10 protein-coding genes are annotated in these 17,537 nt (G+C 67.1%); all 10 read left to right on the forward strand.

Features of this window, described 5'->3' with window-relative positions; translation table 11 throughout:
* Window positions 1-21: 21 nt before the first annotated feature.
* The 10 genes from K343_RS0117105 (at window position 22) to K343_RS0117150 (ending at window position 17,506) form a co-directional block, all read left to right on the forward strand.
* Complete coding sequence (locus tag K343_RS0117105; protein WP_028009103.1) at window positions 22-450, forward strand: ExbD/TolR family protein; 429 nt, start codon at window positions 22-24, stop codon at window positions 448-450.
* Window positions 451-556: 106 nt separating this feature from the next.
* A complete protein-coding gene (locus K343_RS0117110) occupies window positions 557-1,792 on the forward strand; it encodes a tetratricopeptide repeat protein (protein WP_245585228.1) in 1,236 nt (411 codons plus the stop codon).
* Between the two features lie 490 nt (window positions 1,793-2,282).
* A complete protein-coding gene (locus K343_RS0117115) occupies window positions 2,283-2,861 on the forward strand; it encodes an RNA polymerase sigma factor (RefSeq protein WP_051278652.1) in 579 nt (192 codons plus the stop codon).
* A 31-nt stretch (window positions 2,862-2,892) separates the two neighbouring features.
* The gene (locus tag K343_RS0117120; RefSeq protein ID WP_161628917.1) at window positions 2,893-3,879 is read left to right on the forward strand and encodes a FecR family protein; all 987 of its coding nucleotides are present in this window, start codon (window positions 2,893-2,895) and stop codon (window positions 3,877-3,879) included.
* 181 nt (window positions 3,880-4,060) lie between these two features.
* A complete protein-coding gene (locus K343_RS0117125; RefSeq protein WP_161628918.1) occupies window positions 4,061-7,006 on the forward strand; it encodes a TonB-dependent siderophore receptor in 2,946 nt (981 codons plus the stop codon).
* A 107-nt stretch (window positions 7,007-7,113) separates the two neighbouring features.
* Complete coding sequence (locus K343_RS0117130) at window positions 7,114-9,915, forward strand: TonB-dependent receptor (protein WP_084615962.1); 2,802 nt, start codon at window positions 7,114-7,116, stop codon at window positions 9,913-9,915.
* 134 nt (window positions 9,916-10,049) lie between these two features.
* Window positions 10,050-12,074 (forward strand): amidase family protein, encoded by a 2,025-nt coding sequence (locus K343_RS0117135; protein WP_051278654.1) that lies wholly within the window; start codon window positions 10,050-10,052, stop codon window positions 12,072-12,074.
* A 48-nt stretch (window positions 12,075-12,122) separates the two neighbouring features.
* On the forward strand, window positions 12,123-13,772 hold the full coding sequence (locus K343_RS0117140) for an amidase family protein (RefSeq protein ID WP_028009110.1): 1,650 nt from the start codon (window positions 12,123-12,125) through the stop codon (window positions 13,770-13,772).
* Window positions 13,773-13,782: 10 nt separating this feature from the next.
* Window positions 13,783-15,408 (forward strand): amidase, encoded by a 1,626-nt coding sequence (locus K343_RS0117145; RefSeq protein ID WP_028009111.1) that lies wholly within the window; start codon window positions 13,783-13,785, stop codon window positions 15,406-15,408.
* A gap of 82 nt (window positions 15,409-15,490) precedes the next feature.
* Complete coding sequence (locus K343_RS0117150; protein WP_084615963.1) at window positions 15,491-17,506, forward strand: amidase; 2,016 nt, start codon at window positions 15,491-15,493, stop codon at window positions 17,504-17,506.
* Window positions 17,507-17,537 lie beyond the last annotated feature (31 nt).

Here is a 17,537-nt window from a genome sequence, read left to right on the forward strand (position 1 = left end):
CGCACAGACGAGAGAACACAGATGGCCATGAACGTAGGAAGCGGCAGCGGCTCCGGCGATCCGGAAGTGGTGGTGGACGTCAACACCACACCGCTGATCGACGTGATGCTGGTGCTGCTGGTGATGCTGATCATCACCATCCCGGTGCAGACGCACGCGGTGAAGCTGGACATGCCGCAGGCGACGCCGCCGATGGAGAACGTGCAGCCGCCGCCGGTGGTGGAACTGGAAATCGACTTCGACGGCACGTACATCTGGAACGGCGAAGCGATCAGCCGCGAGCTGCTGAAGTCACGCTTCGTACAGGCCACGCAGCAGGATCTGCAGCCCGAGTTCCACATTCGCCCGAACCGGCTGTCCGAGTACCAGTACGTGGCCGCGGTGCTGGCCGACGCCCAGCGTCTGGGCGTCACCAACATCGGCCTGGTCGGCAACGAACTGCTGATGTGAAGACGCCGGCAAGCGGCGCCACGTCGCACCGTCAACAAGGTTCACGTCGAGCGCGAGTCCGCCGTACGGCCGGGCGCTTTTCGTCGGGTTCGAGAAGGGATTGATCATGAGCGGTACACGCCATTGCAGATTCTCTCTGAGCGCTTCTCTGGCGCTCGCCATCGGCATGATGGCGGCGCTCGGTCACGCGGCAGACAAGCCGAGTCTGCGCCCTGAAGTCAGCAAGCCCCTGCAGGAAGCGCAGACGGCTCTGCAGGCCAAGGACTATGCGACGGCGCTGGCCAAGATCGACGAAGCCGGGAAGATCGCGAAACTGACGCCGTACGAGCGCTACATCATTTCCAGACTGCAGGCGGTTTCCGCAACCGGCGCCGGCGATCTCGAAACGGCGCTCGCGGCTTACGAAAGCGCGCTGGCGTCGTCGCAGATGACGGATGCCGAAAAGCTGCAGGCCTACGATGCCGCGGCCAAGATTGCGTACGCCGAAAAGAAGTACGAAAAGGCGAGCGAGTACATCGGCGAATACCGGCGTCTCGGCGGGACGAGCGCGCAAACGCTGGCCCTGCTGCCGCAAGCGCTCTATTTGTCGAATGACTTCGCCGGGGCCCAAAAGGAACTCGTGGCGCTGATCGCCGAGCTGGAAAAAGCAGGGCAGACGCCGACCGAGGTGCAGCTGCAACTGCTGCTCAGCTGCGCGAACAAGCTGGGTGACAGCGCCGGTTATCTGCCGGCGCTGCAGAAGCTTGCGCAGTACTACCCGAAGGAAACGTACTGGAAGGATCTGATCCTGCGTACGGCGGGAAAGCCGGGCTTTTCGGAGCAGCTGATGCTGGACGTCTACCGGCTGATGAAGGCGACCGGCGCACTCGACAAGGCCGATGACTTCATGGAGGCCGCGCAGTACGCACTGAAAGCCGGTTTCCCCGGCGAGGCCGATCAGTACGTCAAACTCGGATACGAGCGGGGCCTGTTGGGCCAGGGGGAGGACGCCGACCGGCATCGGCAGCTACGCGACACGGTTGCCCGCAAGATCAAGGAAGACCAGAAGCAGCTCGCGGAAGGTGAAAAGGCGGCGGCCGCGCTGGCTACGGGCGATGCACTGGTCGCGACCGGGCTGAACTACGTCGGCTATCAGCAGTACGACAAAGGCATCTCGCTGATGCGCCGGGGCATCGACAAGGGCGGCTTGAAGCGGGCCGATGATGCGAGGCTGCATCTGGGGTATGCCTTGATGCTGGCCGGCAAACCTGCCGAAGCGGGCGAGCTTTTCAAATCGGTTTCGGGCGACGATGGCAGCGCCGATCTTGCCCGGCTGTGGATGCTCGTTCGCATCCCGACCTGAATCGCCGCTCATGCCGCGGGCCGCCCCTCGTCGCGGCATCGCCGAGACCGCATTCGGCTGCCGGGATAAAGTGAAAACGGAAAGTCAGCATTGAAGACTTTTTGAAAAAGTCCGGATAAAAGAAAAATACCGGACGGCGATTCTCCCGGCGCGCCGCCGCCGTCACCGTTCGATGCGGACGTAGCGCGGCGCGATCATGCCTGTTCTGAAAGGTGCTGCACGGTGCATGCCGCGCTTTCGCCTGTGTCGTTTGCGCGCACAGAACCCCAGCATGCGACTCCGATCCATCAGCCTGTTCGTTACGGGTGCTCCATCGGGATGCGCTGCACGAGAGCAGCGCATCTTTTGCATTGAGAAGAGCGATTTCAGGGCGATTTCTGCGGATTGACGTGAAAATTCCCGATATCGAAACGGGCACGGAACTTGCTCTTAGTCTTCGGTCTGCAACGCAGCGGTACATCTTCCGGGTGGTTTTGCTGTGGGAGTGGTCATGGACGTGATGTCCAAGGGGATGCTCGAGGTCGATGAAGATCGGCAATCCACGGGGGTGGATGCCGAGCCCTTGTCGGTCCGGACAGCGATCGAGCGCTATCACGGCGCCTTGATCCAGTTTCTGCGCCGTCGCTTGCGCTGTCCCGATGATGCCCAGGATGTGGCGCAGGAGGCCTATATGCGGATGATGCGCTACGAGGGCGCGCGCGACATCCGCTCGCCGTCGTCGATGCTGTTCCGGATCGCGACGAATGTTGCCAATGACCTGGAGCGCGCCGAGCATGCCCGGCACGTTTCTGCGCAGTGCACGCTCGACGACGTGGAGCTGGTATCGGACCGCCCTTCGCCGGAGCGCGAACTCGTGGCGCGGCAGGATCTGGCCTTGCTCTACGAGGCGATCGTCGAACTGCCGCCGAAGTGTCAGCAGGTCTTTCTGCTGAGTCGCGTCAAACACATGACCTATCCCGAAATCGCCCGGCATTGCGGCATTTCGGTGAAGATGGTGGAGAAGCACATCAGCCGCGCGCTGGCATTTTGTGCGAAGAAGGTAGGGGGAGACGGGAGCACTCCGTCATAGTCTCATGGTAGATGACGAAAAGAACGGAACGATGGATCGGGCTCTAGACGAGGCCGCCGGCTGGCATGCGCGCATGTCGGCAGGCGACTGCTGTGCGCAGGAAAAAAACGACTTCGAACGCTGGCTCGGGGCGAGCGAGGCGCACGCGCGCGCGTACGCGCGCGTACGCGGCGTGGCGGCTGCGCTCGACGAGCTGGGCGGCGCCGACGCGCGCCTCCAGGCGCTGGCCGAGCAAGCCTACCGGGATGCCGGACGCGAGCCGCGCGTGCGCCACCGCCGGCGCATGTTCCTGGCCATGGCGGCGAGCGTGGTTGCGGTGGTCGGCTTGGCTGTTCTTCTCCGCCAGGAGAGGCCGCAGGACGTCGATCTCGTGCGCTACGAGGCGCCACCGTATGAACGCCGTGACATCAATCTGGCGGACGGCTCTCTGGTCAGACTGGACGCCGACAGCATCTTGACCGCCCGGCTATCGGGAGGGGAGCGGCGAATCGACATGCTGAAGGGGCGCGCCGTGTTCGACGTGTATCACGACGCTGCGCACCCGTTCGTCGTGCATTCCGGCGGCGCGAGAGTGACGGCGCTCGGCACGATCTTCGAGGTCAGCCGCACTTCCAGCGAAATCGTGGTGACGCTGGAGCAAGGTTCGGTTCTGGTGGCCGAAGAGGAGCAGGCGACGGGTCAGGGCGAGCGTCTGGCGCCCGGCGAGCAGATCAGGATTCCGTCCGGAGCCGCACCGGTTTCGTGGACACGCCTGAATGTCGATGCCGGACAGGTGACGAACTGGTCGCGCGGCCGTCTGATCTTCCGCAACGCGCCCTTGCGCGAGGTTCTTGCGGAACTCAACCGCTATTCGCCGAAGAAGATCAGGGTCGGCAACTCGTCGCTCGACAGCGTCCCCGTCAGCGGCAGTTTCGTGACCGGCAACAGCGACATCGTCGCACCGGCGCTGGCGGCTGTGCTGCCCGTTGATGCGGTCGACCATGGCAACGAGTTCATCCTCATCGAACGTCGCCGCTAGTTTTCCCGCCAGTTCATCGATACACGCGGCGGGCGCGTGCGGGTCCGGGTCTGGACCAGGCCGCCGGGACCCGCTGCCGTCCGCGACCGATGCGGCACCTGCGTTCCGCCTTTCCCTCCGCCACTTCCGGCGCGCTTGCCGGCAGTGCGGACGAGCAGCATCTCCGGCGTACCGGCGTGGCGTGCGGTTCGCACGCGAGGCAGGCGTCGCGCTGGCGCTAGCCTGTGTGCTGGTCGCTGCAGCCGCGCCCGCTCGCGAAAGCGGAGCGCTGGTCGCGTTTGATATCCGGGCGCAGAAGCTGGTCGACGCGCTCAATGTCTTTGCAGAACAGAGCGGTCTTCAGGTTGTCTACGAAGACGCCCAGCTCGAGCCGCTGGTCGCGCCGGAAGTCGTTGGCTCCATGTCGCCCGAACAGGCTCTGCGACGCCTGCTTGGAGCCGCGCCGATCGAATGGCGGACGCTTGGCAGCCACACGGTCGTCGTGCGGCTGCGCGCGGCGCAGCCCGAGCCGCCGGCCACGGACGCCGAGCGCCGCGGCAGCGGCATGGAAACCATCATCGTCCTGAGCCGGGCGGAGCGGGCCGAGGCCCGGGCGCGGTCCGACGTTGTCAGCGATTCGGCATTCGGATTCGGCAAGACGCTGTCCGAAACGCCGCGCTCGATCTCGGTCATCGACGGCAAGACCATCGATCTGTTCCGCGTCGCGTCGGTCGAGGACATGGCCAGGCTGGTGCCCGGCACGTATACGACGACCCGCTTCGGCATCCAGGGCGGCATCGACATCCGCAATTCGCCGGCCGACACTTTCTTCCGCGGCATGAAGCGCCTGAACCTGCAGGGACATGCGCCGTCGGTGCTGTCGGCGATGGACAAGATCGAGGTCGTCCGTGGGCCACCGTCGCCGATCTACGGCATGAGCCGCATCGGCGGCTATACGAACATGGTGCCGCGCTCGGCGCGCGCGGAGCAGGGCCGCTATCTCGATCATCCGCAGCTCGTGACGCAGGCGCGCTACGGCAGCTATGAGCAGAGGCAGGCGACCCTGGGATATGGCGGGCCCGCCGCCGTCGCGGGGCGTCCCGCCGGCTACTACCTCTATGGCTTCTTCGAGGACTCGGGCAGCTACGCCGAGGACGTGCCGCTGGAGTCGCTGCTGTTGCAGGCCGCTTTCTCGATCGACCGCTTCGCCGGGCCGCTGCGCCTGGAGGCGGGCGTCACCGTGCAGCGCTCGCGCACTTCAGGGGCGATGATCAATCGCGTGACGCAACCCCTGGTCGACCACGGCCGCTATGTGCGCGGCACGCCGCTGATCGACCTCGATCTGGATGGCAGCGGCGCGATCAGCTACCGCGAAATCCATCAGGCCTCTCCGGCCCGCGGCACGCTTGCCGCCGGCAACCAACCACTGCGGCAGTACTGGGCCTGGCCGCTCGACGCCGATGGCCGGCGCCTGCCGCTCGGCCGCGCGTTTCCGACGACCGCCGGCATTCCGCAGTCGATGTACGACTATCTGCAGCTGCATCCCGACAAGGATCCCGGCGGCTGGCTGCGGGCGGCCGGTGCCGGCGGGCCGCGGCCGTCGTCCGGCTATGTGCCGGCCGGTCTCGTACTCGATCCGACCACGATCGCCTACGACCAGCTCAATCTGCGCCGCGCCGCCGCCTACGAGCGCGATCTGCTGGCGCGCTTCGCGACCGTCTACGTCGACCTGATCTACGACGACGATCCATCTCTGCGCTTCAAGAATCAGCTGTTCTTCGACGGCATGGATCAGTACAAGAGCTCGAACCAGCCGTTCGGCGATATCCAGCAGCCCTGGGTGGCGGAGGAGAAGTTCACGTTGATGCTGAAGCCGCAGCGCATGCCGTCGTGGGTCGAACTGGAAACGCTCGGGGCACTCAACTTCCGCTACACCGATTCGCTCAGCCACATCTGCGCAGGCGATTTCAGCAACTCCCGGACCGACGCGATGGCGCCGACCTGGCGCGCGGCGACCGGCGGCATGACGCCGAACACGACGTTCGTGAACTGCGTGGAGAACAGTGACATCGATGCCGGCGGCTATCCGTATACCTCGACCGGCCGCACGAAGTACTCGCAGCTCGGCGCCGGGCTGCTGTTCGACCTGCAGTTCGCCGGCGGCACGGACGTGCTGCTCGGCGCGCGCTGGGACGGCTCCACGGCGCGTAACACCGAAACCGGAGAAGCGTACAACGTCAACACCGGGACTTCGGCGGCGCCGGGCGCGCCGACGACGCGCATCTCGGGCAGGGGTTGGGACAGCGGCCTGTCGTGGTCGGCGAGCATTTCGCAGGATCTCGGATTCGGGATTCGCCCGTATCTGTCGTTTGCCGACGCGAGTGTCCTTCTCGACAACAACGCCAATCGCATCAGCAACAGCGTCATTGGTCGCGGACACATTGGCAGCTCCCAGCTCCGCGAGATCGGCATCAAGTCCGGTGCTTTCGGCGGACATCTGCTTTTCTCCGCCGCGGCCTATGACCAGCGCCGCAGCGACGTCGCGCGGCCGAGCGACCCTTCGCTGTCGGCCGACGTGGCGTCGACGGTCGCGCGCGGCTGGGAAAGCGAGATCAAGTGGCAGACCGATCGCTCGATGCTGTCGTTCTATGCGACGCGCCAGACCGTCACGTTCAATCCGAATCGCGGCGGGGCGATGATGATCGACGCGCGCGCGCTCGGCTTCCAGGACGTTGTCGGCACCGACGGCACGATCATCTATCCGGCGGAGGCTTTCCTGTACGGAGGCCAGTCGATGATCGTGCTGCCCGACGGCATGCGCGGTTATCGCTACAGACAGGGGACTCCGGATTTCCAGATCGGCCTGAACGCGAGTCATCTCTTCAGCAGCGGGCTCGGCGTTTCCGGCGGCTTGCAGTATCTATCGGATTTCTACGCCGGGCGTCTGAAGCTGATCCGGCTGCCGTCGGCGCTCGTCATCAACGCCGGCCTGCGCTACGAGCGCGGCCCTGCGCTCTTGCGTTTCGACATCTTCAACCTTACCGACGAGCGCTATTTCCGCGCGCGCAACACGGATTCCTATACCGACTATCCGCTGACGGCGATGCCGCGGCGAAACTTCAGTATCTCGATGCAGCTCGATTTTTAGGGGCGCGAGGAAAGTTGGGTAGGGGAAGACGAAGTTTTCATCGTCTCTCTGAGCGAAGGCCGTTTCAAAACTGAGTACCGACGGCCGCTCAGATTTAGGGAGATGATATGCGTCGTCGATCCAAGCCTCGCGGCTCCGAGCGTCTGCTGCACGTCGCAACGTTCGGTTTGTTCTCGTCCTACGCTGCACTGGCGCCGGCCCTCGCGCTTGCCCAGGGCGCATCCGCGCCGCCGCCTGCTGCCGCGACGGTTGCGGACAGCGGCGAGATCTCGGAAGTGATCGTCAAAGGCGAGAAGCTCGCGCCGCTCGACATCTCCAGCGGTTCTTCCCTCGGCTTCGACAAATCTCTGCTGGAAACGCCGCGCACGGTGTCGTTCGTCGACTCGGAGCAGATCAGCCTGCTCGGTATCTCCTCGGTCGACGATCTCACGCGTGCGGTGCCGGGCACCTTCACGACGACACGCTACGGCCTGCAGGGTGGCATCAATGTGCGCGGCGTGCCGGCCGACATGTATTTCCGCGGCATGAAGCGCATCAACATGCAGGGGCACGCGCGCACGAACCTGGCGGCGATGGATTCGCTCGAGGTCATCAAGGGCCCGCCGTCGCCGATCTACGGCATGGGCAAGATCGGCGGTTACACCAACATGACGCCGAAGTCGGGACGTGCCGTCAACGGCGGCTATCTCGACAAGCCGAGCGGCTTCATGCAGGCGATCGGCGGCGATTACGATCGCGCCGAGATGTCGGCCGGCGTCGGCGGCGGCTTCGATATCTTCGACCGCAAGGGCGGTTACTACGTCTACGGCCTGATGGAGAACTCCAACTCCTACGTCAAGCAGGTCGGCGTGAAGCAGAAGATCCTGCAGGGCTCGATGAGCGTCGACGATGCGCTGGGGCCTTTCCGTCTGGAGACCGGCGGCCAGTGGCAGAACTCGATCACCTCGGGCGCCTACATGAACCGCGCGACGCAGGCGCTCGTCGATCGCGGCCAGTACGTCGGCGGCATGCCGCTGGCGCAGCTCGATTTGAACCAGGACGGCGCGATCGGCTTCCGCGAAACGCATCTGGGATCGCCGATCACGTGGAAGGATACGGATGGCGACGGCGTCGCCGACACGCCGGCGGTGAGCAGCGGCAACCGTCCGCTATACCAGAACTACGAGTGGCCGACTTGCGACGGCGCGCCGTGCGCGGTCGGTCACTTCCCGACCGTCGCCGGTATTCCGCAGACGATGTACGACTATCTGTCGGCGAACAGCGCGGACGATCCGATCTCGCAGCTGATGCTCGCGCAAGGCGTCGGCGGTCCGCTGCCGGTCTCCGGCCAGCTGCCGGTCGGCATGGTGCTCGATCCGGGGACGTCCGGCTACAAGGATCTCGACTATCGCCGCAACGGCTCCTACGAGCGCGTGCAGGACGCCAAGCTCGGCATGCTGTATTTCGATCTCGTCTACGACCGCGATCCGGACTTCACGGTCAAGGCGCAGTTCTTCAAGGACTACCTGAACTCGTTCAAGAACTCGCAGCTGCCGTACGGCGAGAAGCAGGACATCCATCTCTGGGAAGAGAAGATCACCGCGACCTACCGCATTCCGGACGACAAGCTGCCGAACTGGTTGCGCGTCAACAGCCTCGCGTCGATCAACTACCGCGAGACGCGCGGCGAGATCCGCAGCTCCGGCGGCGACTACGACTGGCGCCAGGACGTGATGTACAAGGACGGCACCTACACGCCGAACACGCTGTTCTGGAACCAGCTCGACGACCAGAGCTCGGCGACCGGTGCGCCGGTGACGACCAACCGCGACAGCAAGTTCAGCGAAATGGGCGTCGGCTTCATGTTCGACATCGACCTGTTCCAGGATGACTCGAACCTGATCTTCAAGGGTACGAACCTGCTGCTCGGCTGGCGCGTCGACGGCTCGCAGGCCAAGGGCAACGACTACAGCCGCTTCAACGAGAACGGCAGCTACGCGTACTACGACGACGAAGGCAATCTGCAGACCAAGGATGCCACCTTGGCGCCGGCGCATGCCCAGCGCTGGGACGACGGCACGTCCTGGAGCGCGAGCCTCTCGCAGCAGCTGCCCTGGGGTCTGCGTCCGTACATCACCTTCGCCAAATCGAGCGTGACGCTGGATGCGTCGAACAACATCATCCAGGTCAGCACGCTGAAGTCGCCGGGCGGCCATATCGGCGAAGCGGAACTGCGCGAACAAGGCCTCAAGGCCGACTTCTTCGGCGGCAAGCTCGGCATCACCGTCGCTCACTACAAGCAGACGCGTACCGACGTTTCCAGCGCCACCGATCCGACCCTGAGCGCCGAAGTTTCGAGCACCGAGACCAAGGGCTGGGAAGGCGAGGTCAAGTGGAACCCGACGCGCAAGGCCTTCATCTCGGCCTACGCGGTCTACCAGCAGCAGCGCTACCTGTTCAACTCGGCGACCACGTACCAGCTCGACGGCCGTTACCTGGGCTTCCAGGATGTCGTCGATCCGAGCACCGGCGCGGTGGTCTATCCGGCCGAGGCCTTCACCTACGGCGGCCGCACGCAGGTCACGGTGCCGACGGCGATCCTCAGCCAGTACATGAAGCCGAACGGCATCCCGGAGCACCAGTACGGCGTCAACGCCGGTTATACCTTCGACAGCGGCATCGGCTTCCTGCTCGGCGGCACGTACTGGTCGGAGGTGTACGCGGATCGCCTGGAGACGATCAAGCTGCCGTCCGCGACCGTGATGAACCTGGCGTTCACCTACGACCGTGCCGACTGGCACTTCAAGGTCAACGGCTACAACGTCACCGACGAGCGCTACTTCCGCGCGCGCAACAGCGCGACGACGCCGGGGCTGATCTCGGTGATGCCCGGCGCCCGCTGGGAAGCCACGGTCAAGCTCGACTTCTGAGTTCGTCACATGACCGCGTTCCGCGCCCACACGATGCCGGCAGATGCCGTGTGGGCGCGGTCGTCCGTTTCAGGTGCGTGCGCGGCCGGCTGAAGCAGCGCCGCGACGCCCGGGATCCTGCAGGGGGAATCGCAATGAGAGCTTTCACCGCCGGCCTGCGCGCCGCGGCTGCCGCCGGCATCCTGGCCTTCGGCGTGTCCGAAGCCGTCGCTGCGCCCGCCACGTCGGGCTTCCATCTGCAGGAGGCGACGATCGCCGACGTGCAGGCCCAGATCCTCGCCGGGCGCCTGAGTTCGACGCAGCTGGTGCGGCTTTATCTGCAGCGCATCAAGGCCTACAACGGCAGTTGCGTGAAGGAGCCGCAGGGCCTCCTCGGGCCGATCGAGACGATCCCGAACGCGGGCCAGATCAACGCGCTGTCGACGCTGAACCTGCGGCCGGCGGCGCGCAAGCAATGGGGCTTCGACGCGCGCAAGGCGCGCAGCCTCACCGACCCCGGGGACAGCGATCCGCAGATGCCGGATGCGCTGGAGGTCGCGGCGCAGCAGGACGCGAGTTTCCGCAAGACCGGCAAACTGGTCGGTCCGCTGCACGGCGTCGTCATGGCGATCAAGGATCAGTACGACACCTTCGACATGCGCACGACCTCGGGCGCCGACGCGTTCTACGCCAACGACCGTCCGCCGGATGACGCGAGCTTCGTACAGCGCCTGCGCGACGCGGGGGCGATCATCATCGCCAAGGCCAATCTCGGCGAGTACGCCTCGGCCGTCACGCGCAGCTCGTTCGGCGGCACGTTCTGCAATCCGTACGACACCGAGCGCAGTCCGCGCGGCTCGAGCGCCGGTTCCGGCTCCGCGGTCGGCGCCAATCTGGTGATGTGCGCGATCGCCGAGGAATCCGGCTCGTCGATCCGCGGTCCGGCCAGCGCCGCCAGCACCGTCGGTATCGCCGCGACCGAGGAACTGGTCAGCCGCGACGGCATGGTCCAGATCGGCATCAACACCCGCGTCGGACCGATCTGCCGTACGGTCGAGGATGCCGCGAAGATTCTCGACGTGATCGCCGGCTACGATCCGAAGGACGAGCTGACGGCGTTCGCGATGGGTCGCATGCCGGCGCAGCCGTACGCCAGCTACGCGACCGCGAAGCGCCTCGACGGCGTCCGCATCGGCGTCGTGCGCGAATACATGCACAAGCCGCTGTTCACCAAGGCCGACGAGCAGACCATCGATCTCGTCAGCCGCGGCGTCGAGGATCTGCGCAAGCTCGGCGCGACGATCGTCGATCCGGGCGAGGGCGATCTGTTCACCGCCTGCATCCATCGCTACGGCCCGCAGGACGCCAACAAGGTCTTCACCGAGAAATTCCCGGCGCTGTTTCCGGTCGCCGCGGACGGCAAGCCGGACGGCGACCACCTGACGCGCCTGCTCGATCTCAAGTTCGCGCCGGAGCGGGTGCCGGAGGCGTTCACGCTGCGCGACTTCGGCCAGGGCGATGCGCCGGGGCAGGCGCGCTACATGCTGAACCTCTACCTGCGCGAGCGCGGCGACGCCGCGATCCGCAGCAACGCCGACCTGATCAGCAAGGCGCGCTTCTTCGACGATCCGCATTTCCGCAGCCCGAAGCTCAGCCGCGAGAGCACCGAGAAGGCGCAGGAGTACGACATGTCCAAGCGCCTGCTGACGCGCTTCGCCGTGCAGCAGGTGATCCTGCAATGCATGGCCGAGCAGAAGCTCGATGCGCTGGTCTATCCGACCGCCGGCGTGCCGCCGGCCAAGCTCGGCGCGCCGGCCGGCCCTGCGGTCAACGGCCGTCGCGGTCTGGACGGCGTCTGGAGCTTCCTCGGTGCGCAGGGTTTTCCGGTCATCACGGTGCCGGCCGGCTTCACCACCGAGGTTTACGACCTGATCCGCGATCCGTCGGCGCCGAAGGTCGAGTACCCGCCGTCGAGCGGCGGCGGTGGCGGTGCGCCGCTGCCGGGCGATGACCACATCCGCCTGGCCGGTCCGGTCGCCGCGCAGCTGCCGGTCGGCATGGACATCGTCGGCCGTCCGTTCGACGAGCCGCTGCTGCTGCGGATCGCGTCGGCCTATACCGCCGCCACGCAGCATCGTCGTCCGCCGTCCGCCTTCGGTCCGCTCAAGAACGAACCCTGAGCCGTCCTTTCTTCCTCCGCCGTTTTTCTCTGACAAGCGAGTGCCTACATGAAACCGTTGCGCCTGCACGTTCCGCTGCTCGCGATTGCCCTGGCCTGCGCCGCTGGCGCCGCGCCGGCGGCGACGCTCGACCTCGATACGGCGACGATCGCCGACGTGCAGGCCGCCTACAAGGCCGGCCTCAGCGCCGAAGCGCTCACCCAGGCCTATCTGGCGCGCATCGCTGCGTATGACAAGAAAGGGCCGGCGATCAACGCCGTCATCACGCTCAACCCGAAGGCGCTAGCCGAGGCCAAGGCGCTCGACGCCGAACGCCGCGCCGGCAAGTTGCGCGGCCCGCTGCACGGCGTGCCGATCGTGCTCAAGGACAATTTCGATACGTACGACCTGCCGACGACGGCCGGCTCGCAGCTGCTGCACGGCTCGCTGCCGCCCGATGACGCCTTCGTCGTCAAGAAGCTGCGCGCCGCCGGCGCGGTGATCGTCGCCAAGGTCAATCTCTCCGAATTCGCCGGCAGCGGCGGCAGCGTCAGCGGCGCCAAGGACCCGGCGGTCATCAAGGCCGGTCGCGTGCCGAACGGCTTCAGCTCGGAAGGCGGGCAGACGCACAACCCGCACGACCTCACGCGCGGACCGTCCGGTTCGAGCGGCGGCACCGGTGCAGCGATCGCGGCGGCGTTCGCGCAGTTCGGGCTCGGCACCGACACCGGCGGCTCGGTGCGCGGCCCGTCCTCGGCCAACGGCATCGCCGGCCTCAAGCCGACGCGCGGCCTGATGAGCCGCGACGGCATCGTGCCGCTGGCGCTGTCGTACGACACCGGCGGACCGATGGCGCGCAGCGTCTACGACGTCGCCGTCGCGCTCGGCGCGATGACCGGCGTCGATGCCGCCGACGCGGCGACCGCGCCGAGCGCCGCGCATTTCAAGACCGACTACACGCCGTACCTGAAGAAGGGTTCGCTCAAGGGGGCGCGCATCGGCATCGCGCGCGACTTCATGGGCCGCGACGCCGGTACCGACGCGGTGATGGAAAAGGCGATCGCCACGCTCAAGTCGCTCGGTGCGGTCGTCGTCGACCCGATCCAGTATCCCGAGTACATGCTGGTGTCGAAGCAGCCGAACTACAACCTGCTGGTCGCCTCCGAGTTCAAGGCGCAGCTCACCGAATACCTGCACACGCTCAAGCCCGGTTTTCCGCGCTCGTTCGACGAGATCGTCGCCAAGGCCAATGATCCGGCGACCCGATACCGCAGCCCGGAGAAGGCCTACGCGCTGAAATACACCGCCGCGCAGGCGCTCGACCTGAGCGACCCGCAGTACCTCGCGCTGAAGAACGAGGAGATGGTGGCGATCAAGGCCGGCATCGACGCGCTGTTCAGCAAGCACAAGCTCGACGCGATCGTCTATCCGACCTCGCCGACGCCGGCGACGCCGATCGTGCCGGACCCGGACAAGCCGGCCGACCCGCGCGCCGCCAGCGGCTCGGCGACCAGCTTCGCCAACCAGACCGGCTATCCGGATCTGATCGTGCCGGCCGGCATGAGCGCCGGGGGCCTGCCGGTGACGATCTCGTTCTTCGGTCCGGCCTGGAGCGAGCCGAAGCTGCTCGGCTACGGCTACGACTTCGAGCAGGCCACGCACGCGATCCGTCTGCCGAAGAACACGCCGGCGCTGGCCGGCGACCGCATCCACTACTGAGGCGCCGCGCATGAACGCTCACCGCAAACCGAAACCGGCGCGCAAGTCCTTCATCGGCGCGCTGGCGCTGACGGCGCTGGCGCTCGGCGCCGCGCGCAACGCGCAGGCCGCGACCTTCCAGCTCGAAACCGCCGGCGTGCAGGAGATCCAGGCCGCCGTCGATGCCGGCGCACTGAGCTACGAAAAACTGGTGCAGCTGTATCTGGCGCGCATCGCCGCATACGACAAGAAGGGGCCGGGCCTCAACGCCGTCATCACCCTCAACGCGAAGGCGCTGGAAACGGCGCGCGCACTCGACGCCGAGCGCAAGACCAAGGGCCTGCGCTCGCCGCTGATGGGCATTCCGGTGCTGGCCAAGGACAACTACGACACCGCCGACATGCCGACCAGCGGCGGCGACTTCCTGCTCGCCGAGTCGCTGCCGTACGCCGACGCACCGACCATCAAGCAGCTGCGCGACGCCGGCGCGATCATCCTCGCCAAGGTCAACATGGACGAGTTCGCGCACGGCGGCGTCGGCTTCTCGTCGCGCCTCGGCCAGACGCGCAATCCGCACGATCCGCGCCGCATCCCGAACGGCTCCAGCGGCGGCACCGGCGCCGGCCTGGCCGCGTGGTTCGCGCCGCTCGGTCTGGGCTCGGATACCGGCGGCTCGATTCGCGGCCCCTCGTTCGCCAACGGTGTGGTCGGTATCAAGCCGACCAACGGCCTGGTCTCGCGTACCGGCATCATGCCCTGCGTGCTGAGCTTCGACACCGGCGGGCCGATGGCGCGCACGGTCTACGACGCGGCGCTGGCGCTCGGCTTCCTGACCGGCGTCGATCCCAAGGACCCGCTGACCAGCACCAGCGCCGGGCTCTACTTCCGCGACTACACGCCGTTCCTGAAGAAGGACGCGCTCAAGGGCGCGCGCCTCGGCGTGATCCGCGACCTGTCGGGCACCGATGCGGAAGTCGACCGCGTGTTCAACGCCAGCCTCGAAGAGCTGAAGAAGCTCGGCGCGGTGATCGTCGACGATCTGCACTACCCGGAAATGGCGCTCGCGCGCACCGCGGTGTCGACGCCGATCCGCGACGAGGTCAAGGACAACTACGTCGCCTATCTCGGCACGCTGCGGCCGGGCTTTCCGAAAACCGTCACCGAGCTGGCCGATCTCGGTCTCAAGCTGACCAAGGCCCAGGGCGAGTTTCACCCGCACCCGAGCGTGTTCAAGCGCTTCAAGGCGCTCGGCGAGACGCCGCCGACCACCAGCCTGGCCTACACCTCGGCCAAGCAGTACGGCATGAAGGCGGTGCAGGGCGCCGTGCTCGGCCTGATCGAGCAGCACCAGCTCGACGCGCTCGTCTATCCGACGCGGCCGAAGCGGCCGGAGCTGATCGATCCGAAAACGCCGGAGATCGTCGATCGCCCGAAGGCGCCGTCGCTGACCAACATCGCCAACGTCACGCAGTTCCCGGACGTGATCGTGCCGGCCGGCGTCACCAGCGACCGCCTGCCGGTGACGATCTCGTTCTTCGGGCCGGCCTACAGCGAGCCGCGCCTGCTCGGCTACGCGTACAGCTACGAACAGGCGACGCGGCACCGCGTGTCGCCGGCGACCACGCCGGCGCTGCCGGGCGAGGTCTTCGAATACTGAGGCCGCGCCGCGCGGCGTAGGGGAGCGGCCGGCGGCGGCCGTCTTCGCAGTGAATGCCGGCGGGCCGGCACAGGGAGTCGCAATGCGCCATTCTCGTCTCGTAGCGGTCGCGCGCGCCGATCGCCGCGCCAGGGCGCTGGCCGGGTCGATGCTCGCCGTGCTGCTGCTCGCCGCGGCGCTGTGCGCGCCGCGGCCGGCCGCGGCGGGGCAGCTGCCGCGCGTCGAGGAAGCGACGATCGCCACGCTCCAGCAGGGCATCCTCGAACGCCGCTATACGGCGACCGACGTCGTGCACGCGTATCTGGCACGCATCAAGGCCTACAACGGTGCCTGCGTGCGCCAGCCGCAGGGCATTCTCGGGCCGGCGCAGACGATCGCGCAGGTCGGGCAGGTCAATGCGCTGATCACGCTCAACCTGCGCCCGGCGGCGCGTCAGCGCTGGGGCTTCGACGCGCGCAAGGCGCGCAGCCAGACCGACGCCCGCGACGACGATCCGGCGCTGCCGGACGCGCTCGAAGCCGCCGCCGCGCTCGATCGCGCCTTCGCCGCCAGCGGCAAGCTGGTCGGGCCGCTGCACGGCATTCCGGTGTCGATCAAGGATCAGTTCGACACTGCCGACCTGCGCACGACCTCGGGCGCCGACGCCGCCTACGCCAACGACCGCCCGCCGGCGGACGCGAGCTTCGTGAAGAAGCTGCGCGAGGCCGGCGCGATCATCCTCGCCAAGGCCAACATGGGCGAGTACGCGAGCGGCGACCGCAGCGCGTTCGGCGGCGTCAGCTGCAACCCCTACGACACCGAGCGCAGCCCGGGCCGTTCGAGCGGCGGCTCCGGCGCCTCGGTGGCCGCCAACCTGGTGATGTGCTCGATCGGCGAGGAGTCCGGTCCGTCGGTACGCAACCCGGCGAAGAACAACAACATCGTCGGTCTGGCGCCGACGCAGGAGTTGGTCAGCCGCGCCGGCATCGTGCCGGCCTCGTTCCTCAACGACCGCGTCGGGCCGATGTGCCGCACGGTCGGCGACGTCGCGCGCGTGCTCGACGTGATCGCCGGCTACGACCCGAAGGACGAGCTGACCGCCTTCAGCGTCGGCCGCCGGCCGGCGCAGCCGTACGCGGCGAGCAGCGCGCCGCAGCGCCTCGGCGGCCTGCGCATCGGCGTGCTGCGCGAGTACATGGACAAGTCGCTGTTCACCGTCGCCGACGCGCAGAGCATCGACATCGTCGAGCGCGGCATCGGCGAACTGAAGAAGCTCGGCGCCACCGTCGTCGATCCGGGCCCGGGCGGCGCGCTGTTCCAGTCCTGCGCGGCGCGCTACACGCCGTCGGCCTTCAACTCCGCGTTCATCCGCCAGTACCCGCAGCGGTTCCCGTTCGGCGAGGACGGCCGCCCGGCGGGCGATCACTTGCCGCTGCTGGTCGCGATGGCCGCCGACCCGACGCTGTTTCCGCACGACGCGAACGCGCCGACGATGCGCGGCATCGGCGGCGAGCGCGCGCCGGGCGAAGCGCGCTACGTGCTCGATCGCTACCTGCAGCAGCGCGGCGACGCCAACATCAAAAGCACCGCCGACCTGATCGCCCGCTCGAAGTTCTACAGCGACGTGCGCGAGGGCAGCGGTTACTCGGACAAGAAGAAGACGCTGCAAGGCAAGAACGCCGACCGCACGCTCGATCTCGCCGGGCGCATGCAGCTGCGCTTCGCGCTGCAGCAGATCGCGCTGCAGTGCATGGCGAGCCTCGAGCTCGACGCCGTGACCTATCCGACCGGCAATGTGCCGGCGCCGCGGCTCGGCGCGCCGACCGAACCGACCGTCAACGGCCGCTCGGCGCTGGCCTGGACGCTGCTCGGCGCCAACGGCTTTCCGGCGATATCGGTGCCGGCCGGCTTCACGACCGAGGTCTACGACCGCGTCGCCGACGCCAGGGCGGAAGGCGGCACGCGCCTGGTCGGGCCGCTCGCCGCGAGCCTGCCGGTCAACATCGACTTTCTCGCGCGTCCGTTCGACGAGCCGACGCTGCTGCGTATCGCCGGCGCCTATGAAGCGGCGACACACGCGCGCCGCGCGCCGGCCGGTTTCGGACCGTTGCGCGAATAGCGTCTTTCTTTACTCCTGCCCGGATCTTTGT

Origin of the sequence: Solimonas flava DSM 18980 (assembly GCF_000426685.1) — a bacterium.
Lineage (GTDB): Bacteria > Pseudomonadota > Gammaproteobacteria > Nevskiales > Nevskiaceae > Solimonas > Solimonas flava.

Coding starts and splice junctions, on each gene's coding strand:
- K343_RS0117145 (WP_028009111.1), top strand. CDS start 13,783: ATGAACGCTCACCGCAAACCGAAACCGGCGCGCAAGTCCTTCATCGGC.
- K343_RS0117105 (WP_028009103.1), top strand. CDS start 22: ATGGCCATGAACGTAGGAAGCGGCAGCGGCTCCGGCGATCCGGAAGTG.
- K343_RS0117150 (WP_084615963.1), top strand. CDS start 15,491: ATGCGCCATTCTCGTCTCGTAGCGGTCGCGCGCGCCGATCGCCGCGCC.
- K343_RS0117115 (WP_051278652.1), top strand. CDS start 2,283: ATGGACGTGATGTCCAAGGGGATGCTCGAGGTCGATGAAGATCGGCAA.
- K343_RS0117135 (WP_051278654.1), top strand. CDS start 10,050: ATGAGAGCTTTCACCGCCGGCCTGCGCGCCGCGGCTGCCGCCGGCATC.
- K343_RS0117120 (WP_161628917.1), top strand. CDS start 2,893: ATGGATCGGGCTCTAGACGAGGCCGCCGGCTGGCATGCGCGCATGTCG.
- K343_RS0117110 (WP_245585228.1), top strand. CDS start 557: ATGAGCGGTACACGCCATTGCAGATTCTCTCTGAGCGCTTCTCTGGCG.
- K343_RS0117130 (WP_084615962.1), top strand. CDS start 7,114: ATGCGTCGTCGATCCAAGCCTCGCGGCTCCGAGCGTCTGCTGCACGTC.
- K343_RS0117140 (WP_028009110.1), top strand. CDS start 12,123: ATGAAACCGTTGCGCCTGCACGTTCCGCTGCTCGCGATTGCCCTGGCC.